14 protein-coding genes are annotated in these 19,362 nt (G+C 65.2%); 7 read left to right on the top strand and 7 right to left on the bottom strand.

Features of this window, described 5'->3' with window-relative positions; genetic code table 11:
• Positions 1–10: 10 nt before the first annotated feature.
• The 3 genes from ACW7G3_RS10460 to ACW7G3_RS10450 form a co-directional block, all read right to left on the bottom strand.
• Positions 11–1,078 carry a class III poly(R)-hydroxyalkanoic acid synthase subunit PhaC gene (locus ACW7G3_RS10460; protein WP_456982690.1) on the bottom strand — a complete coding sequence of 356 codons (1,068 nt, stop codon included), beginning with the start codon at positions 1,076–1,078 and terminating at the stop codon, positions 11–13.
• A 1-nt stretch (position 1,079) separates the two neighbouring features.
• Positions 1,080–2,159 carry a class III poly(R)-hydroxyalkanoic acid synthase subunit PhaE gene (gene phaE, locus ACW7G3_RS10455; RefSeq protein ID WP_456982689.1) on the bottom strand — a complete coding sequence of 360 codons (1,080 nt, stop codon included), beginning with the start codon at positions 2,157–2,159 and terminating at the stop codon, positions 1,080–1,082.
• 78 nt (positions 2,160–2,237) lie between these two features.
• Positions 2,238–4,058 (bottom strand): 3-hydroxybutyrate oligomer hydrolase family protein, encoded by a 1,821-nt coding sequence (locus tag ACW7G3_RS10450; protein ID WP_456982688.1) that lies wholly within the window; start codon positions 4,056–4,058, stop codon positions 2,238–2,240.
• 85 nt (positions 4,059–4,143) lie between these two features.
• Here ACW7G3_RS10450 and ACW7G3_RS10445 point away from each other — a divergent pair, with 85 nt between their 5' ends.
• Positions 4,144–4,809 (top strand): response regulator transcription factor, encoded by a 666-nt coding sequence (locus tag ACW7G3_RS10445; RefSeq protein WP_456982687.1) that lies wholly within the window; start codon positions 4,144–4,146, stop codon positions 4,807–4,809.
• A 33-nt stretch (positions 4,810–4,842) separates the two neighbouring features.
• Here ACW7G3_RS10445 and ACW7G3_RS10440 read toward each other — a convergent pair whose 3' ends face one another.
• Together ACW7G3_RS10440 and ACW7G3_RS10435 are read right to left on the bottom strand one after the other, a co-directional pair.
• Positions 4,843–5,331, bottom strand: coding sequence for an NUDIX hydrolase (locus tag ACW7G3_RS10440; RefSeq protein WP_456982686.1), 489 nt, complete (start codon positions 5,329–5,331; stop codon positions 4,843–4,845).
• A gap of 55 nt (positions 5,332–5,386) precedes the next feature.
• Positions 5,387–8,713: a hybrid sensor histidine kinase/response regulator gene (locus ACW7G3_RS10435; RefSeq protein ID WP_456982685.1), complete on the bottom strand. Its 3,327-nt coding sequence runs from the start codon at positions 8,711–8,713 to the stop codon at positions 5,387–5,389.
• Between the two features lie 154 nt (positions 8,714–8,867).
• On the opposite strand from ACW7G3_RS10435, the gene ACW7G3_RS10430 reads away from it, so the two are divergent.
• On the top strand, positions 8,868–9,296 hold the full coding sequence (locus ACW7G3_RS10430; RefSeq protein WP_456982684.1) for an HIT domain-containing protein: 429 nt from the start codon (positions 8,868–8,870) through the stop codon (positions 9,294–9,296).
• A 9-nt stretch (positions 9,297–9,305) separates the two neighbouring features.
• Here ACW7G3_RS10430 and dcd read toward each other — a convergent pair whose 3' ends face one another.
• Both dcd and apbC read right to left on the bottom strand, forming a co-directional pair.
• Entirely contained in the window at positions 9,306–9,884 is a 579-nt protein-coding gene (gene dcd, locus ACW7G3_RS10425; RefSeq protein ID WP_456972707.1) for a dCTP deaminase, read from the bottom strand.
• Positions 9,885–9,964: 80 nt separating this feature from the next.
• A complete protein-coding gene (gene apbC / locus ACW7G3_RS10420; RefSeq protein ID WP_456982683.1) occupies positions 9,965–10,819 on the bottom strand; it encodes an iron-sulfur cluster carrier protein ApbC in 855 nt (284 codons plus the stop codon).
• A gap of 196 nt (positions 10,820–11,015) precedes the next feature.
• Here apbC and ACW7G3_RS10415 point away from each other — a divergent pair, with 196 nt between their 5' ends.
• The 5 genes from ACW7G3_RS10415 (at position 11,016) to rnfB (ending at position 19,358) form a co-directional block, all read left to right on the top strand.
• Entirely contained in the window at positions 11,016–13,043 is a 2,028-nt protein-coding gene (locus ACW7G3_RS10415; protein WP_456982682.1) for an alpha/beta hydrolase family protein, read from the top strand.
• A gap of 102 nt (positions 13,044–13,145) precedes the next feature.
• Positions 13,146–16,109: a TonB-dependent receptor plug domain-containing protein gene (locus ACW7G3_RS10410; RefSeq protein WP_456982681.1), complete on the top strand. Its 2,964-nt coding sequence runs from the start codon at positions 13,146–13,148 to the stop codon at positions 16,107–16,109.
• A gap of 251 nt (positions 16,110–16,360) precedes the next feature.
• On the top strand, positions 16,361–16,744 hold the full coding sequence (locus ACW7G3_RS10405) for a DUF2147 domain-containing protein (RefSeq protein WP_456982720.1): 384 nt from the start codon (positions 16,361–16,363) through the stop codon (positions 16,742–16,744).
• Positions 16,745–16,872: 128 nt separating this feature from the next.
• Positions 16,873–18,933 (top strand): methionine--tRNA ligase, encoded by a 2,061-nt coding sequence (metG, locus tag ACW7G3_RS10400; protein ID WP_456982680.1) that lies wholly within the window; start codon positions 16,873–16,875, stop codon positions 18,931–18,933.
• A complete protein-coding gene (gene rnfB, locus ACW7G3_RS10395; protein WP_456982679.1) occupies positions 18,930–19,358 on the top strand; it encodes an Rnf electron transport complex subunit RnfB in 429 nt (142 codons plus the stop codon). The genes metG and rnfB overlap by 4 nt, the downstream gene beginning before the upstream one ends.
• The last annotated feature ends 4 nt before the right edge of the window (positions 19,359–19,362 follow it).

Here is a 19,362-nt window from a genome sequence, read left to right as displayed (position 1 = left end):
ATTCCCTTGCTTACGACCTTTCGGCCAGCCATTGATGAATTGCACTGGGCACTTCCTTCTGCGCCCGGCCGGACACGTAGATGCCGATATGCCCGCCGCGGAATGACAGTTCGGAATAATCCCGGCTGCCCACCACGTCCTTCAGCGCGCGCGACGCGTCGGGCGGCACCAGGTGGTCATGCTCGGCATAGATATTGAGCACCGGCATCTCCACCAGGCCAAGGTGCACTTCATCATCACCAATGGTGATGCCGCCGTTGATGAAACCGTTGCCCTGGTAGAACTGCTTGATGAACTGGCGGAAAGCTTCGCCGGCCTGGTCGGGTGAATCGAAGATCCACTTCTCCATGCGCAGGAAATCCTCAAGCGCCTTGCTGTCGTCGAGGATGTCCACCAGCCCCACATACTTCTGCACGAACAGCCGCCAGGGCTTCAGGGTGAGGTAGGTGAAGTTCATCAGGTCCGCCGGCACGTTGCCAAGCGTGTCGACGAACAGGTCCACGTCCAGGTCGCGGGTCCAGTTGGACAGCATGTTGTCCGGGGTATGGAAGTCGACCGGCGTGACCATGGTGATGAGGTTCTGCACCTTCTCCGGATGCAGCGCCGCGTAGCACAGCGAAAACGCCCCGCCCTGGCAGATGCCGAGCAGGTTGATCGCGTCCAGCCCGGAGGTTTGGCGCAGGTGGTCGACCGCGCCGCCGATGAAGCGCTGGATGTAATCCTCCAGGGTCAGGAACCGGTCCGAGCGGTCCGGGTAACCCCAGTCGATGATGTACACATCCTCGCCCCGCTCCAGCAGGCCCTTGACGATCGAGCGGTCGGCCTGCAGGTCGACCATGTACGGTCGATTGACCAGCGCGTAGCTCATCAGCAGCGGCACCTTGGCAGTGGGCGCCTTCTCGCCAATGAAGCGGTACAGCACCACCTTGCCATCGCGCCAGACTTCCTGTTTCGGGGTTGCGCCGTAGTCGAAGTCCTCCACCTCGCGCAGGGTCTGCAGGCCTGCGCCGAGCTTGCGCTGCATGCGCGCGGCGTCTTCCACGATCCGGTCCATGCCGATGTTGAGCGGTCCGTTCATCTCAACCCTCCGTCCGTTTGGTAGCGGCCTTGCGCGCCAGGGCTGTCTTCTTTGCAGCCTTGGCGACAGCCTTCTTCACGGTTTTCTTCGTGGCCGCCTTCTTCGCCGCAGTCTTCTTGGTTACCTTCCTTGCCGGTGCCGCCGACTGCCCGGCCTCGACCAGGTCGCGCAGCCGACGCACTGCGCGCTCCAGCTCGACGATCTTGCGGTGGGCGCCGTCCAGCTCGCTGCGGGTCGGCAGATCAAACTGGCGACTGGCCTGCTCTATCTGGGCCTGGATGCCCGCGCGCAGGCGCATCTGGGCGTTGGCCAGTCCGGCATAGGCCTTGCGGAACTCCACTGACAGCGCGACCTCGGCATACGCCTCTTCGGCGGCATCGATCCACAGGTCGAACAGCGCCCGCGGCGATTCGATCTGCCGCCCCGGCTCCTCATGCTCAACCAGTTTGCGTTCGAAGATGTCGAATGCGGACCGGGAGGCCTTGCGCATCAGCGCGTTGTAGACGCTGTCAGCTTCCTGGTATTCCATGTGCGCCTGCGCCAGCTGCTGCAGCCGCTCCTGGTGCTCGCGGGTGACGCCGAAGGCAGGCAGGCCCAACCAGGCCTTGCCCTCCCGCAGGGTGGCGTCCAGGTAGGGCGCGGCGCTCTCCATCCACTGGTCGATGCCCTTGAGTCCCTCGCCGCGCATGCTGCGCAGCATCCCCGCAAACAAGTCCTCGCCGCCGGTCCGCAGCGACTCGCGCCAGGCGGAGGCGACGTCGCGCGCCGCATGATCGCGCCCCGCAAACTGTGCGGCGATGTCCTGCATCTGGCCGAACCATGCGCGCGCCTGGCTGTTGAAGCGTCCGACCACGTCGTCGGCGCCGCTGCTGTTTCCGCGAGCCTGGCGGCTCCACCAGTCGATCGCATCCTGCCAGCCCTGCATGCCTGCGGCCAGACCGGTGGGGGCGCCACCGAGCGTTGCGCCGGAGCCCGGCGCCGCACTGCGCATCGTCTCCGCCCAGGCACCCCAATACTGCTGTGCAAGCTGCTCGAAATCAGCCGGGCTCCACGGCCCCTGCTGCCACCTGTTGTCCGCCATTACGCTCTCCCGGGATACGGGCCGATCATAGCAACGGCCCATGCACCACAGTGCGACCGGTTGCACCCGGCAATGCGGCTATGGGATCGAAAGCTGCGCCCGGGTCGGCACGGCTGCACCTTCACGGCTGGCGGGCCTGATGTCCGCATCCACCGGAAGCGGAGCTTCACCGTCGAGATGAGCCGTCACCTGGTCCAGCGTCGCATGCACATAGGGAATCAGCGGCACATAGCGCGCTGCGTAATCGGGCAGCACCAGGAAGCCGTCGAAATGCTGCGCTCCATGCACCCGCCACAGCGAGACGTCGCGGCCCGCGGCCCGAGCCCATGCAACGTAGGGATCGCTGGTGAAAGCAATCGGGATCAGGCCGTCGTCCACGCCGTGCACCAGCGCCACCGGCAGCCCGGCCCGCGGCAGGCCGGCACGGGTGGCGGTCACGCCCTCGCCCACCCGTCGCGCCGCCTCACTGTCGTCCTCGGCCAATGCCCGCAGGCATTGCACCCCGGCCAGGGTGGGATCCGGCATCGCGGCCTGCGGATCAATGATGCCCACGCCGTTGCCGGGGGGAATGCCGCTGGCGTCGCTCCACCATGCGGCACGCTCGACCGCCGTGGTTGGACGCGGACTGAAGTCGGCGTTCTGGGCGGCGAACCCGAAGCCGCAGGGGTGTTCCCCAGCGCGATAGCGACCATAGGCGGAGGCGTAGGTCACCGCCACCGAGCGCCACAGGTCGAAATCCACCGACAGCGCTCCGGCGCGCAGCGCCTCCTCGCTCCAGCCCGCATCACGCAGCTGCTGCCATGCCGAAGCCGCCTGCTGTTCAATGTCCGCGCCTTCCACCAGGCCGGCCGCGGCCAGCGAGGCGCAGCGTGCCGCGCGCAGCGGCGCGGAAACCGGCGACAACGGCGACATGGGCAGGTCTTCGCGACCAGCCAGGGCACAGGACATCAGCAGGGCCGCTTCGGTGGTGTAGTCATACAGGCTCCGCGAGCCTTCGCCCGGCGAATAGACGCTGGGCTCCCCGGCCACCACCGCATCCAGCCAGTCACCCTCCAGTTCGGCGGCGCGCAGCACCGCGCCGCCGCCGTTGGAGATACCCACGGCGATGATGCGGGTGTTGGCGAAGGTAAAAGGCCCCAGCCCGGGAAGGGCTTCACCCAGGGTGTGCAGGGCGAACTCGGCCGCCTGGCGCACATGCCGGCCCCAGTCCGCTTCCGGGTTGTCCTGGGAGTGCGCATGGGCAAATGCCACGCCGGATGCGTCGGCGGCGGCATCGGGGGCAAACACCGCCGCGCCACGGTTGGCGCCGGACTGGCCGGCGGCATCGATGCCCATGCCCAGATCCAGGTCGAAATAATCGCTGCCCGCGCCCTTGTCGGTATAAGCCACCGCGCACCCGCGCGGCAGGCCCCAGCCGCCGGCGACGGCGATCGATCCGTAGATGCCGCGTGAGCCGGAGGAAGCCGTCACCACCAGGCAGGGACGGCTGGCATCGAACGCGTCGGGAAGCTGCAGCATCACCCGGTGCGGATGGCTTGCATCCGGCAACCGCGCCAGCGCATGGAACTCGCGCCCGGGCACCGGATCCAGGCCGCCGTACTCGTCGCCCACTCCGCCCGGCCGCAAGTCGGCGATGCCACGCCAGCTGGTCCACAGCGCACGCTGGCGCAGTTCTTCAGCGGCAGGCTGTTCCGGATCGGCGAATGCCGGGGCGACCGGCGTGCGCAGCCCGGCCACGCCCAGCCCGGCGCTGAGCAGGTCGTCGCCATCACGGTGGACGCTGTTGCGATGGTCGGTGAATGTCATGGCCTGCGGAGCCGCCGGGCCGGCGCCGGAAGCGCAGGCCACCAGCAGCGTTGCCAGCGCGAGAGTGGGGATACGGACGGATTCTGCCTTCATGCGCCGACGATATCAGCCACTGCCCGAAGCAGCATCGTACCTTCGTACAGCCAGCACACCCTGCAGTGGCCCCTACAATCAGACCATGCCCACCCTGTTGATTGCCGACGACCACCCCCTGTTCCGCGCCGCATTGCGGGGTGCGGCGCTGGAAGCCGTGCCGGACACGGTGGCCTGCGAGGCGGACTCGTTCGCCGGCGTCATCGAACTGCTCGAGACGCACGCGGAGATCGACCTGGTGCTGCTGGACCTGCACATGCCCGGCAACCACGGCCTTGCAGGGCTCGCCGCCATCCGCGCACAGTTCCCGGCGGTGGCGGTGGTGCTGGTCTCGGCCAACGAGGATCCGCAGGTGATCCGCCGCGCCCTGGACCACGGCGCCGCCGGCTACATTCCCAAAAGTGCGGGCCTGGACGAGATGCGCGAGGCCATCCGCACCGTGCTCGCCTGCGAGCAGTGGCTGCCGCAGGCGCTGCGCGGTGCGGTGGAGCGCGCCGATTCGCTGCCCGGCGATGCCGACTTGGCGGGGCGCCTGGCCAGCCTGACTCCGCAGCAGTTCCGGGTGCTGACCCTGGTGGCCGAGGGCCTGCTCAACAAACAGATCGCCGACCGCCTGGACGTGCAGGAACGCACGGTGAAGGCGCACCTGTCGGCCATCTTCGAGAAGCTGGGCGTGCGCAACCGCACCCATGCCAGCGTGGTGCTGCGCGAGCTGGAGATCGGCGACCCCGCGCGCCAGCTCGAGGCCTGACCGCGAGACTCAGATCCGCCCTGAGCCGGAGGCTCAGATCCGCGAATAGTTCCAGGACAGCATGCGCCCGTCGCGGTACGGCATCACCCCGTGGAAGGCGCGCAGGTCGGCGTCGAACACCAGCGGCAGGAACTCGCGGTCCCCCTCCCAAAGCGGCAACTCCATGATCCGGTCCACCGCCACCCATTCCAGGGTGCCTTCCGGATTGGATGTGTACGGCGTGCCGCTGAAGCGGTCGATCACGAATACGAAGCCCAGCCAGTCCTCGCCGTTCTTGCCAAAGCCGGGCCAGCTGATGGTGCCGCGCAGGCGCAGTTCGTCGCACTCGATCCCCGCCTCTTCGCGGATCTCGCGGCGCATGCCGGCGACCACATCCTCGTCAGCCTCGATCTTGCCGCCCAGGCCGTTGTACTTGCCCAGGTGCTGGTCGTCCTTGCGGGCGTTGCGATGGATCAGGAGCGCTTTGCTGCCATCGGGCGAGAGCACATAGCCAAGGGTAGCGACGATCGGTGTGTAAGGCATCCCGCCATTGTATCCGCCGATCGATGTCACGCGGCTTCGCGCGCATGGCGCGCTCCTACAGCTGGGCGGCGAGCATGCGGTCGAGGACGGATTTGAGCGCCAGCGGCCGCACTGGTTTGGACAGCAGCGCCAGCCCGATGTCGAGCGTTTCGCGGCGCACCTCGGCGGTCCCGTCCGCGCTCAGGATCAGCGTGGGCCGCGCCCCGAACCGCTCCATCAACCGTGCGTGCAGCGCCACCCCGGTATCGCCGTCGTCGAGGTGGTAATCGAACAGCCACAGCGCACAGGGGCGCGATTCGAGCACCGCGGCGGCCTGTTCGCCATCGGCCACGGCTTCCACCTCGCAGCCCCATCCCCGCAACACACCCGCCAGTGCCTCCAAAGCCACGGGATCGTTGTCCACTGCCAGGATCCTGGTCCCTGCCAGCCGCGCACGGGGCGCCGCAGGCGCAGCAACCCGCGCCCCGGGGGCGCGCGGCAGCAGCAGGCTGAACGTGGTGCCCCGGCCCACCGTGCTGCTGACCCGCAGCGGCGCATCCAGCAGCCCCGCGATGCGCTCGGCGATCGCCAGGCCCAGGCCAAGCCCCTGCCCGGCCGCACCTTCACCACGACGGAACTCCTCGAAGATCGAAGCCAGTTGCGCCGGCTCAATCCCCGGCCCGGTGTCATGCACTTCGATGCGCAGCCGTTCGCCCTCCGACCGTACCCCCAGAAGCACCCGGCCGCTGTGCGTGTAACGCACCGCGTTGGCCAGGAAGTTCTGCAGCACCCGTCGCAGCAGCTGTGGATCGCTGCTGGTCCAGGCGTGGCTGGGGCGATAGCGGAACATAAGCCCGCGCGCCGCGGCCAGCGCACCGAATTCGGATGCCAACGGATCAAGCACCTCGGCCAGGGGGAACCGGCGCGGCTGCGCCACCAGTCCCCCGGCTTCCAGCCGCGACATGTCGAACAGACCGGTCAGCAGATCGCTGGTCGAATCCAGCGCACCGCGGATCTGCCCCAGCTGCTCGTGCTGCGGGCCGCCCGGCAGCTGCCGGCTCAGCGAATCGGTGAATAGCTGCGCCGCGTGCAGCGGCTGCATCAAGTCGTGCCCCACTGCGGTCAGGAACCGGCTCTTGGCGTCATTGGCACGCTCCGCCTCGCGCCGGGCCTGGTCCAGGCTGGCGGTGCGATCGGCCACCCGCTGCTCCAGCGTTTCATTGGCCTGGCGCAAGGCTTCTTCGCTGCGCCGGAACGCAGTCACGTCGGTGAAGGTGGCCACAAATCCGCCGCCCGGCATCGGGTTGCCGCGGATCTCGATGATTCCGCCACCCGGGAACCGGCGCTCGGTCACGTAGGGGGTTCCAAGGCGCATGTGGGCCAGGCGCTTGTCCACCTCCATCTGCACATTGCCCGCTTCCACCAGCCCGGCGCCCACGTTGTGGCCCACCAGTTCGGCCACCGGCACGCCCACCCGCAGCAGCTCAGGCGGATAGTCGAACAGCTCGGCATACGGCGTGTTCCACGCCACCAGCCGCAGGTCGTAGTCCACCACGCTGATGCCCTGGCTCATGTTTTCCAGGGCTGCCTCCAGCACCCGCTGGTTGAAGCGCAGGTCCTGCGATGCCTCGCCCACGATCGTGGCCACGGTATCCAGGTCCGGCCCGGCTTCCCGCCGGGCGGCGTCCAGCAACAGGCGGGCCGAGGCGCTGCCGAGCACCGCCGAGAGCTCACGCTCCAGGCGTGCTTCGATCGCCGCCGGCACCGGTCCGCTGGCCGGCGCCTGTTCCAGCACCTGGTCCACCAGCGCCGGCGGCAGGAACCGCCGCCCGGCCCGACGCAGCGTCTGCCGGTCGGCCGTGCCGGAGCGGCGATCCCCTTCGCGATGCTCGGCCAGCCCCGCCAGCACCGTTACCAGCGTGCCAATGAACAGCGTCGCCCCGACCGCGCGTCCCAGCCGGCTCCATCCGGTGAGCCCGAACAGCCCGTCCGGTGACAGCCAAGCCAATCCCAATGGTCCCTGCACCAGCCACGTGGAATCGACGCCTGCCAAGGCCGGCACCAGCATCACCCACGCCCAGATCGCGAATGCGGCCAGCACCCCGGCGATGGCCGCCCGCGGCGGCGTATGCGGTCGCCAGACAGCAAATCCCAGGGCCGGCGCCAGCGTGGCCAGCGCGGAGAACGACACCGCGCCGATATCGGCCAGCATTTCGCTCTCGCCCACCACCCGACCGTAGGCCCAGGCCAGCAGCATGATTGCCAGGATCCCGACGCGCCGCAGCAGCAGCAGGCCGCCGCGGTGGTCCCGCTCCCCCGCACCGCTCCGCGACCAGGCGCCGCGCAGCAGCCCCGGCGCGAACCAGTGGTTGCCGATCATCAGGCTCAGGGTGAGCGTGCTCACGATCACCATGCCGGTGGCCGCGCTGAGGCCGCCGAGGAACGCGAACAGCGCGATCCCGTTCGCCCCCTGCGACAGCGGCACCGCCAGCGCATACATATCCGACGGCACGCTGTCGCCCAGCAGCGCCATGCCCGCCTTCGCCAGCGGCAGGCCCGGTATCGCGATCAGCAGCAGGTACAGCGGGAACTGCCAGCGCGCCGTACGCACGTGCGCCTCATCGCGGCACTCCACCACCGCCACGTGGAACTGGTGCGGCAGGATGAACATGGCCAGCCCGCCCAGCAGCACCAGCGGCACCAGGCCGCCAGTGGACGCCGCCACCGGCGCCGGCGGCACTTCCGGCAGCGGCCCCAGCGCCAGCCAGACGAACGCGCCCAGCGCCAGCATCGCCCCCAGCTTGAACAGCGACTCGAACGCCAGCGCCAGCACCAGCCCGCGATTGTGCCCGGCCGCACTGACCCGGCGGGTGCCGAACAGCATGGTGAACAGCGCCATCGCCAAGGCCACGTACAGGGCACTGTCACGCCACGGTGGCACCTGGGCTACGTCCACCACGACGGCCCCGGTCAGCGTGCCGAAGCTCATGGTCACGGCTTTCAGCTGCAGGGCGATATAGGGAACCAGCCCCAGCGCCGCCACCAGGGTGACGGTGGCGGCCAGCCACGCATCCTTGCCAAGCCGGGTGGCGATCAGGTCGGCCAGGGAGGTGGAATTGCTTTCCCGCGCCAGCCGCACCAGGCGCATCATGAATGCAAAAGCCAGCGTGTAGAACAGGATCGCGCCGAGGAAGGTCGGCGGCAGCGGCCAGCCATGCCGGGTGGCCTGGGTGATCGTGCCGTAGAAGGTCCACGACGTGCAGTGCACCGCCAGCGACAGCACATACACGTGCCGCCAGTGCCGGGCAAAGGCCTGCGGATGGCGCTCGCCGAACAGCGCCGCGGCAAACAGAACGCCCAGCCACAGCAGCGCCGCCAATCCCACCGCACCCACGCTCAGCATGCGCGGCCCACCCCTTTTTTATGCTGTGTCCGCATGCTGCCCGTGGCCGCCCATGCCCGCGATCGCGACCTTGCCGAGCATAGCGCAGCCATCACGCCCGCCGCGTACCCTGAAGTTCCTCGAGCAGCCTTGGGCCAAAGCCCGGAGAGGCGTCATGGCAAGACACACAGACCCCGGCCCCTACGTCCTGGACGAGCGCCTGGCCACGGACTCCCATCCCGTCCACGTGCTGCCGCTGTGCGAGCTGCGGCTGATGGACGATGCCAACTACCCGTGGCTGGTACTGGTGCCCCGCGTCGCCGGCGCACGCGAAATGATCGACCTGGATCCCGCCCAGCGCCTGGAACTGTCAGACGAAATAGACCTGGCCCAGCACCTGTTGAAGGAAGGATTCCGCCCGCACAAGCTCAACGTGGCCGCACTCGGCAATTTAGTGCCGCAGCTGCACGTGCACGTGATCGCCCGGTTCGAGCACGACCCTGCATGGCCCGCCCCGGTATGGGGACGGGTGACCGCGCGGCCCTATTCGCCCGAAGCGCTGGTGGAACGGATCCGGCTGCTGCAGGGAGCCCTGCTGGGATGAGCCCGGCGCTCAGGTGCGCGGCAAGGTGACCCCAGTCTGGCCCTGGTACTTGCCGCCACGATCCTTGTACGAGGTCTCGCAGACGTCGTCCGCGGCCGCCTGGAAAAACAGCATCTGCGCCACGCCCTCGTTGGCGTAGATGCGCGCCGGCAACGGCGTGGTGTTGCTGAACTCCAGCGTCACGTGGCCTTCCCACTCCGGCTCGAGCGGGGTCACGTTGACGATGATCCCGCAGCGCGCGTAGGTGCTCTTGCCCAGGCACACCACCAGCACATCGCGGGGGATGCGAAAAAACTCCACCGTGCGCGCGAGCGCAAACGAGTTGGGCGGGATGATGCACACGTCATCCACCACGTCCACGAAACTCTTCGGGTCGAAGTTCTTCGGATCGACGATGGTGGAATTGATGTTGGTGAACACCTTGAACTCGCGCGAGCAGCGCACGTCATAGCCGTAGCTGGAAGTGCCGTAGCTGACGATCCGCTCGCCATCAGCCGCGTGCTTCACCTGGCCGGGCTCGAACGGCTCGATCATGCCGCCGGGAACCTCGGACACGCGCCGGATCCAGCGGTCGCTCTTGATGCTCATGCAGTGATATCCCTCAGCAGGCGGGCGGTGAGCCGCGCATTGTAGCCGTCACCGTGCACGGCGACGGCCCCCTACGACGCTTACAGCAGCGATGCGGAAATCGAGACTTTTGCCCGTGGACGCTTCTCCAGCTCTTCCACCAGTCGCTGCGCCACTTCCCGATAGGCTTGCGCGGCGGACGAGTCCGGCTGCGCCGCCACCAGCGGCGTACCCACGTCGCCCTGCTCGCGGATCCGTGCTTCCAGCGGCAGCGATCCAAGCAGGGGCACGCCGTACTTTTCAGCCATCTGCATCGCGCCGCCCTGGCCGAACAGGTGTTCCACGTGGCCACAGTTGCTGCACACATGCTGGGCCATGTTCTCAACCAGCCCCAGGGTGGCGATATCCACCTTCTCGAACATCTTCAGCGCCTTGCGCGCATCCAGCGTGGCCACTTCCTGCGGCGTGGTCACGATCACCGCACCGGCTACAGGGATCTTCTGCGCCAGGGTCAGCTGGATGTCGCCGGTACCCGGCGGCAGGTCCACGATCAGGTAATCCAGCCCTTCCTCGCCGCCCCAGCGGGTATCGGCCAGCAGCTGGCTGAGCGCCGAGGTGGCCATCGGTCCGCGCCAGATCATCGGCGTGTCGGACTCCACCAGCAGGCCGATCGACATTGCCTCCAGCCCGTGGGCGCGCAGCGGAATGATCGACTTGTTGTCAGGGCTTTCCGGCCGGCCCGAGATCCCCAGCATGGTGGGAATGCTTGGCCCATAGATGTCGGCGTCCAGCACTCCTACCCGTGCTCCGGTAGCTGCCAGAGCCAGAGCCAGGTTGACCGAGGTGGTGGACTTGCCGACCCCGCCCTTGCCGGAGCCGACCGCGATGATGTTGCGGACGTTAGGGAGGGGAGTCAGCTCCCCTTGGACTGCTCGGGGATGCACCTTCATCTGCATGTTGCCTCTTGCACGTTACGCCCCACTGGGCGATGAGACGACTAGTTTATCAACTGCATCAGGCGCGCAGGTCAGCGCCTTTCCAGTCGGGCGCCTGCGCACAAATTAACGGCAACTGAACCCACCTTGAAAATCAGCTAATCTCGGCCGTACTGGAGCCGAAATTTGGCGCTCACTCCAAGATGGGAAGGGATGCATGATCACCAGAGCCACACAAATTCACCTTGCACTTCTGTCGCTCACATTGGCGACTGGGACCTTGTTCGCACGCGAACCTATCCCAGCCGATGCCTTTGCCCGCACACCGGACATCCAATCCGTCTCAATGAGCGTAGACGGCAAGAACCTCGTGGCCCTGGTTGCTGCGCCTGGTACGAACTATCGTGATACCGCCCTGGCCACCTGGGATCTTGATGATCTGGACGCCGGACCAGTGATCACTCCCTCGGGCGACCGCATGAAATTCATCGCGGCCAACGCCATGAAGGCTGATCGCGTCCTTGTCATAGGTCGCCAGGAATGGACGGGACAACTGGGCGGTTGCGGTGAGGGCCGGACAACCGGCGCAACGAGAACTTTTGTCACCAAGGCCTACCTGACCGATTCCAAACACCGCGATTTCGACGAGGCATTCGCAAACAATACCCGCCGGATCGGGGTGAGCGAGCAAACACAACGTTGTATGGAGCTAGCCGGCACGGCCTCGCTGGTCCATACCCTGCCTCTGGACCCGGACAACGTCATCGTCAATCAGATCAGTACGGCCACCCTGGGCGGCAACTACTATCTCTACAACCTGCGCACCGGGGCGACGACTCTGCTGTTTCGTGCTGGTGGACGCACCAGTCCCGGACTGTTCAACCCGCGCGACGGCACGTTGCTCACCCGCACGCAGCTCGAGCCAATTTCGAGCGATGAGTACGAGCAAAGAATCCTGATCAAAAACCGGGAGACAGGCGAATTCGAAACGCACGAGAACCTGACCCGCCGCTTGAGCGAACGCTACACAGTGGAGGTCGTGGGTATCGATGAAGAGACCGGTAAGTTCTATGTACTCACCGACCTGTTCTCCGACCAGGTCCAGGCGACGATGTACGACCCTGACACTCGTGACTTCGATCACGAGCCGCTGATCGCCCATCCGGACTACTCCATCGCCCGTCTGATTTTTGGGAATCAACCCAGCGACTTCAACCGCGTTCTGGGCTTCGTCGTCGATGGCCCCCAACGTGAAGTCACTTACGTGGATCCGGAGATGCTGGCAATCCACACTGCGCTGCAAGCCGCGTACCCTGGGCAAAGTGTTTCTATCGACGGCTATAACGACGATCTTTCGCGAGTGCTGTTCACCACCTCCACCGCTCAACACTCACCAACCCACCAACTTCTCCTTGATCGTGAAAAAGTGGTCCCGCTGGGCAGCCAACGCCCACATGTGAATCCTGACAGCATCGGTGAACAGCGCTGGGTGACTTACCCGGCCCGCGATGGCATGCAGATTCCAGCCATCCTCGACTTGCCGGCCGGATGGAGCGCGGAAGATGGCCCTCTGCCCACCATCATTCACCCACATGGCGGCCCTTGGGCTCGCGACTACGCTGGCTGGGACGGAACCGGCTGGGTTCCGTTCCTTACTTCCCGTGGCTACGCAGTGCTGCGCCCACAGTATCGAGGCTCCGCCGGGTTGGGCCGGGATCTTTGGCTCGCCGGGGACGCGGAGTGGGGTCAGAAAATGCAGGACGACAAGGACGACGGCGCTGCTTGGCTGGTGGAACAGGGAATTGCCGATTCGGGGCGGCTCGCGATCTTTGGTTATTCGTACGGAGGGTTCGCGGCCGCAGCCGCTGTGGTCCGCCCGAACAGTCCTTATCAATGCGCCATTTCTGGCGCCCCGGTCACCGATCTTGGGCGGTTGAGCACCACTTGGAGTGACAACAGGCTGCAACGTATCTTGCAAGGCCGGACGGTCAGCGGCATGGATCCGATCCGCCATTCGGATCAAGCCAACATCCCGGTGTTGTTGTATGTCGGTGACCGCGACGTACGCACTCCCGCCTTGCACGCCCGCAACTTCTACAACGCGGTGCAGGGAAGTGTTCCCGCCAGATTCGAACTCATTGCTGACATGCCGCACAGCATGCCTTGGTACTACAGCCACCAGGAAAAGATGCTCAATCTGATCGAAGGTTACCTGGCAACGGAATGCGGCACAGATGGCCTTTGATCAGCGGACAAAGCTGACTGCTTGATAAACGGTAAATCCTCAGCAATACTCGCCTTAACAGCAGAGTAACAATCAGACTTCATGGGGAAAGGGGAAGTAGCTATGCGTCAAACCATTAAGCGGGGACTGGCTTTCAAGAAAAAAATGCCGCTGTTCATTGCGGTAATGGGTTGCCTGTACGGAGTTCCAGCGCTGGCCCAAGAGCAGAGCGATCCGGCCGATCTGGATCAAGTCGATCAGCAGCAGGAAGAGCAGCCAGCGCAGCAGACCAGGTCTGCTGAACAGCCCACCGAGCTGGACAGGATGACGGTTACCGGCTCGCTCATCAGACGCGTTGAATACGACTCGACTTCCCCGGTCCAGGTAATCACGGCGGACACCAACGTATCCCTGGGGCAGATTGAAGCTGCGGAGTTTTTGCAGAAGTCCAGCATCGCCGCCGGCTCTACCCAGATCAGCCACCAGTTCGGCGCTTACGTCACCGAGGGTGGTGTTGGCGCTCAAACCCTCTCCCTTCGTGGTCTCGGCGCCAACCGCACTCTGGTCCTGCTGAACGGCCACCGCCCTGGCCCCGCCGGCACACGCGGCCAAGTCGGCGCCTTCGATTTGAACGTGTTGCCTACTTCGGTAATTCAGCGCATAGAGCTTTTGAAAGATGGGTCTTCGTCCATCTACGGCTCGGACGCCGTTGCCGGCGTGGTGAACGTGATCACCCGCAAGAACATTGACTCGCCGGAGGTGTCCTTCAATTTCCGCGTCCCGGTGTACGGCGGCGGCGAAGTGTTCAACATCTCTGCCGCAAACGGCTGGAACTTCAACACCGGAAGCGTGGTGTTGGCCGGTGAATACTACAAGCAGGAGCCGCTCCGGCTTGGCGATCGCGACTTTTTCCGCTGTGCGGAAGATCTCGTGTGGGATGCCCAGGGCAACCGCATTGACCGCGTTGACAGGTCTACGCTGGCAGGTACGCGTTGGGGCGGATGTTCAGCAACCAACCTATATGCCAACACAGTCATGGATGCGCTCTTTGGTGACCGCTGGGTTCCTTCATGGGATGGCACGACTGTCGGCAATATTCCCGGCTATCGCCCACGTGTGAGCACCAACTACCAGAACTCCGACCAGGCAAGCTACACCGACTGGTTGAACTTCCCGTTTTTCGGCGACGGAATGGTCGTCCAGGATATGGAACGGCAGAGCGTCTATGCCGCCGCCGACTTCTCTTTTGGCAGCGTCAACTGGAACGCCGAATTCCTGTACAACCGCCGCAAGACCAGCTACGAAGGCTTCAGGCAATTCTTCCCGATCATCGCGGGTAGCCCCCAGTACGGCTACACGTACGCCAATGATCCCGACTTTCTCAATACGGCAGTCCCCAGTGGCGTCGCCCAGCCGGTAATGCCGTTCCGCTCATCCAGCAACCAGACCGTTGACTATTTTTACTTCAACACTGGTCTGGACGGACTTTTCGCTGACACCTGGTCCTGGGAAGTCAACGCCTCCTATTCGCGCTCCGATGGCGACTACAACAACCTGGTCATCGACGCATCGAAGACGGGCGACTGGCAGTACAGCGACAACGCACCAACGATCAACTATTTCGACCCTGGCTTCCTCAGCGGCGAGCGCATGGATGAGCTGGTGGGTCTGATTGGCACATGGGACGGCGGCAACACTGTCTACGACCAGACCATCTTCAGCGGTGTGGTCACCGGCGAACTGTTCAGCCTTCCGGCCGGCGCTGTTGCCGCCGCAATTGGCGCGGAGTACCGCAAATTCAGCATCGACGACCAGCCGGGCCCGTTGTCCGCCGCCGGCTTGCTTTGGGGCCAAAGCTCCGCACAGCAGACCAAGGGCGACGATTCAGTAAAGGAGATCTTCACCGAGCTGGACATTCCGCTGCTCCGCGGCCTGCCTGGCGTGGAAGCTCTTACTTTCAACGTGTCCGGCCGGTGGTTTGACTACGATTCCGTCGATGGGTCGGACTCTGTCTGGAAAGCTGGTCTGGGCTGGCAGATCGTACCTGCCCTGCGCCTGCGCGCGACCAAGGGCACCTCGTACCGCGCCCCGGGGCTTTACGAGCTTTACCTGGGTAACCAGTCCGGTTTCCAGGGCCAGCTCGCCATTGACCCCTGCATCGACTGGGGCGAAAGCACCAACTCCTTCCTGAGGGCGAACTGTGCAGCCTCGGGTATTCCGGATGACTACAGCGGCGCACCGTCATCAGCCATTGTGTACTCGGGCGGCGGCCAGGGCTTCCTGGAGCCCGAAACCTCAGAAGCCTTCACCACCGGGCTGATCTGGACTCCGGAGTTTGCACCGATCAGCATCGCCCTCGATTACTTCGAGATCACCGTTAATGATCAGATTGCGCAATTAGGAGCGGCTGCAATCGTGGGCAGCTGCTATGGCGCCGAGATCTTCCCGAACGACTTCTGCGGCATGTTCACCCGTAACCCCGCCAACGCAGATGTCGAGCCAAACAAGATTGACGACATCTATGCCAGCTACGTCAACATCAACAAGCAGAAGGTCAAGGGCTACGACTTGCTGATGCGCTACGACGATGACTTTTCGTTCGGCTCTTTGACCATGGAAAGCCAGATCACCTATACCAAGGAGGACGTTACGCAGCTGTTCGACAGCCCCTTGGCTGGTGGCGAATCGATCTCCGACTACGTTGGCGGTATTGGGCGGCCCAAGCTGGTGGGCAACCTCGTCACCTCGCTCAAGCGTGGTGACTGGACTTACACCTGGGGCATGGACTACGTACACAACACGAAGCGCCTGACACCCCTCTCCGCCAGCGGGAGCTACAACTATCTGGGCTGGGAGGACGCAGTGGTGGATATAACGGCCGACAGCCGCCTCTACCATTCCATCTCAGCCAGATTCGATCAGCCGAAGTGGTCGGTGCTGGCCGGCCTCCGAAACGTGCTCAATACAAAGCCGGACACTGTTTCGGCCGCAGCCACCGGATCACGCTACGGAAACGTGCCAGTCAATGCGACGCAGTACGACTACTATGGCGTCTCTCTGTTTGCACGCTTCAACTACAAGTTCTGACAGCCAGCTGAAAGGGACGCAATAAAGGCAGCCCAAGCCTGAACTGCCGCTTGCGCTCAATGACCAGCAATGCCCGCAACCCAGTTGCGGGCATTTTTTTTAGTCGATGGAACGCATGGTTTATTGGCTGCGAAGTTCACACTTAGTGCGTACGAAATGGCAGGATGAGGCCTGAATTTTCTGATCCTCCGGAGGCCATCTTGACGCTCTTTTTTCGAACAGCATTATTCGCCGCCGCCCTGCTGGGAGCCATGGCGGTGCACGCCCAGCAGGGCCCCGAGGGCCGCTGGAAGACCATCGATGACGAAACCGGACAGACCAAGTCGATCGTGGAGATCAGCCGCGCCTCCAATGGCACCCTGTTGGGCACGGTGGTCGAAATCCTGCAGTCGGACAGCGGCCCCGACCCGGTATGCGATAAATGTTCCGGCGCCCGCAAAGGCCAGCCCATCCAGGGCATGACCATCCTCTGGGGAATGACGCAAAAGGGCGAGGAATGGGCCAACGGCACCATCCTTGACCCCGTCAAAGGTCGCACCTACCGCTCGAAGATGCAGATGCACGGCGATGACCGGTTGGGCGTGTCCGGCTGCATTACGTTCATCTGCCGCGAACAGGTGTGGCAGCGCGAATAGAGCGGCTTCTGCTTCCAGTGGCCATTGCGGCCCGGCCTCGGTCGGGTCGTTTCTTTTCCTGCGGAGCGGCCGGGCGGCATCGCGCGGCCCGCATGCGATAATCCCCTGCCCTTCAAATACTGCCTGCCATGTCCCGCACTGCGATTGTCTCTACTGCCCTGCCCTACGCCAACGGCCCGCTGCACCTGGGCCACCTAGTCGGCTATATCCAGGCCGACATCTGGGTACGGGCACAGCGAATGGCCGGCAGCACGGTGCACTTCGTCTGCGCCGATGACACCCACGGCACGCCGATCATGCTGGCGGCGGAGAAGGCCGGGACCACTCCGGAGGAGTTCATCGCCGGCGTCCAAGCCGGGCACGAGCGCGACTTCGCCGATTTCGGCGTCGCCTTCGACCATTACGACTCCACCCACTCACCGCGCCATCGCGCCCTGACCGAGGCGTTCTACGCCCGCCTGGAAGCCAACGGCCACATCAGCCGGCGCTCGGTGGAGCAGTTCTATGACCCGGCCAAGGGCATGTTCCTGCCCGACCGCTACGTGAAAGGCACCTGCCCGCGCTGCGACACGCCTGACCAGTACGGCGACAACTGCGAGCACTGCGGCGCCACCTATGCTTCCACCGAGCTGAAGAACCCCTACTCGGTCCTGTCCGGCGCGGCGCCGGAGCTGCGCGAGTCCGAACATTTCTTCTTCGAGCTGGGCCACTTCGAGGGTTTCCTGCGCGAATGGCTGCGCGGCGATGTCGCCGTGCCCGGAGTCAAGGCCAAGCTGCAGGAATGGCTGGACGGCGAAGGCGGCCTGCGCGCCTGGGACATCTCCCGCGACGCGCCCTACTTCGGCTTCGAGATCCCCGGCCATCCGGGCAAGTTTTTCTATGTCTGGCTGGACGCGCCGATCGGCTACCTGTCCAGCCTGCAGGCGCTGAGCGAGCGCGAGGGCCTGGATTTCGAGAGCTTCCTGGTGCCGGACAGCAAGGCCGAGCTGCACCACTTCATCGGCAAGGACATCGTGAATTTCCACGGCCTGTTCTGGCCAGCCGTGCTGCACGGAGCCGGCAAGCGGGCCCCCAACCGCCTGCACGTGAACGGATACCTGACGGTGGACGGCGCCAAGATGTCCAAGTCGCGCGGCACCTTCGTGATGGCCCGCACCTACCTGGACAGCGGCCTGCGCCCGGAGGCGCTGCGCTACTACTACGCGGCCAAATCTTCCGGAGGCGTGGACGATCTGGATCTCAATCTTTCCGACTTCGTCAGCCGGGTCAACTCCGACTTGGTGGGCAAGTTCGCCAACCTCGCCAGCCGCTGCGCGGGCTTCATCAGCAAGCGTTTTGACGGCCGCCTGGCAGCGGCGCTGCCCGAACCGGAGATGTACGCGCGCTTCGTCGAGGCGCTAGGCCCGATCCGCGAAGCCTATGCCCGCAACGAGGCCGCCACGGTCCTGCGCCGCACCATGGCGCTGGCCGATGAGGCCAACCGCTACATCGACGACCACAAGCCGTGGGTGATCGCCAAGCAGGGAGGGGCCGACGCCCAGCTGCAGGCGGTGTGCACACAGGGATTGAACCTGTTCCGGGTGCTGGCCGGCGCGCTGCGTCCGGTGCTGCCCGGCGTGGCTGCGGAGGCCGAGGCCTTCCTCAACGCGCCCGTTACATCCTGGGCGGACCTGGACGCACCGCTGCTGGCCCATGATGTGTCCAGCTATGCCCCCCTGTTCACCCGCGTCGACCCCAAGCACATTCAAGCCATGATCGACGCCAGCAAGGACACCCTTGCCCCCGCAGCCGACGCCGCCAGCACCGCCGCCCCGGAAAAGAAAGCCGACGGCAAGGCCAAGGCAAAGGCGGACGACGACTTCATCAGCATCGACGACTTCGCCAAGCTGGACCTGCGTGTCGGCAAGGTCCTGGCATGCGAGCTGGTGGAAGGATCGGACAAGCTGCTGCGCTTCGAACTGGACGCTGGTGAACTGGGCAAGCGCCAGATCATCTCGGGCATCCGCGCCAGCTACGGCGAGCCGGAAAAGCTGGTGGGGCGCAGCGTGGTGTTCGTGGCCAACCTGGCGCCGCGCAAGATGCGCTTTGGCGTCAGCGAAGGAATGATCCTCTCCGCCGGTTTCGATACCGGTGAGCTGGCCCTGCTGTCCGCCGACGAGGGTGCGCAGCCGGGCATGCCGGTGCGGTGAGTCCGCCGGGCCTGGTCGAGCGCATCGACCGGATCCTGCCGCAGACCCAGTGCCGCCAGTGCGGCTTTGATGGCTGCCGCCCCTATGCCGAAGCGCTGGCCCGGGGCGAAGCGGATATCGACCACTGCCCTCCCGGCGGCGATGCCGGGGCACGCGCCCTTGCCAACCTGCTGGGCGTGCCAGCCAAGCCCTACGATCGCGCCCGCGGCAGCCACAAGCCGCCGCAGGTAGCGCTGGTGATCGAGGCGGATTGCATCGGCTGCACCAAATGCATCCTCGCCTGCCCGGTGGATGCCATCGTCGGCGCGAGCAAGCACATGCATGTGGTGATCGAAGCGCTCTGTACCGGGTGCGAGCTGTGCGTGCCGGCCTGCCCGGTCGACTGCATCGTCATGCTCACGCCTACCGGTTCACCGCTCCGGTAGGAGC

Source organism: Luteimonas sp. A478 (assembly GCF_054052025.1).
This window is presented reverse-complemented; position numbering and strand designations above follow the sequence as displayed.

Bases quoted from the DNA above. Each gene is read 5' to 3' on its own strand.
- ACW7G3_RS10440 (WP_456982686.1), bottom strand. From the start codon at position 5,331: ATGCCTTACACACCGATCGTCGCTACCCTTGGCTATGTGCTCTCGCCC.
- apbC (WP_456982683.1), bottom strand. From the start codon at position 10,819: ATGCAGATGAAGGTGCATCCCCGAGCAGTCCAAGGGGAGCTGACTCCC.
- metG (WP_456982680.1), top strand. From the start codon at position 16,873: ATGTCCCGCACTGCGATTGTCTCTACTGCCCTGCCCTACGCCAACGGC.
- ACW7G3_RS10450 (WP_456982688.1), bottom strand. From the start codon at position 4,058: ATGAAGGCAGAATCCGTCCGTATCCCCACTCTCGCGCTGGCAACGCTG.
- ACW7G3_RS10460 (WP_456982690.1), bottom strand. From the start codon at position 1,078: ATGAACGGACCGCTCAACATCGGCATGGACCGGATCGTGGAAGACGCC.
- ACW7G3_RS10410 (WP_456982681.1), top strand. From the start codon at position 13,146: ATGCGTCAAACCATTAAGCGGGGACTGGCTTTCAAGAAAAAAATGCCG.
- dcd (WP_456972707.1), bottom strand. From the start codon at position 9,884: ATGAGCATCAAGAGCGACCGCTGGATCCGGCGCGTGTCCGAGGTTCCC.
- ACW7G3_RS10415 (WP_456982682.1), top strand. From the start codon at position 11,016: ATGATCACCAGAGCCACACAAATTCACCTTGCACTTCTGTCGCTCACA.
- ACW7G3_RS10430 (WP_456982684.1), top strand. From the start codon at position 8,868: ATGGCAAGACACACAGACCCCGGCCCCTACGTCCTGGACGAGCGCCTG.
- ACW7G3_RS10405 (WP_456982720.1), top strand. From the start codon at position 16,361: ATGGCGGTGCACGCCCAGCAGGGCCCCGAGGGCCGCTGGAAGACCATC.
- ACW7G3_RS10435 (WP_456982685.1), bottom strand. From the start codon at position 8,713: ATGCTGAGCGTGGGTGCGGTGGGATTGGCGGCGCTGCTGTGGCTGGGC.
- ACW7G3_RS10445 (WP_456982687.1), top strand. From the start codon at position 4,144: ATGCCCACCCTGTTGATTGCCGACGACCACCCCCTGTTCCGCGCCGCA.
- phaE (WP_456982689.1), bottom strand. From the start codon at position 2,159: ATGGCGGACAACAGGTGGCAGCAGGGGCCGTGGAGCCCGGCTGATTTC.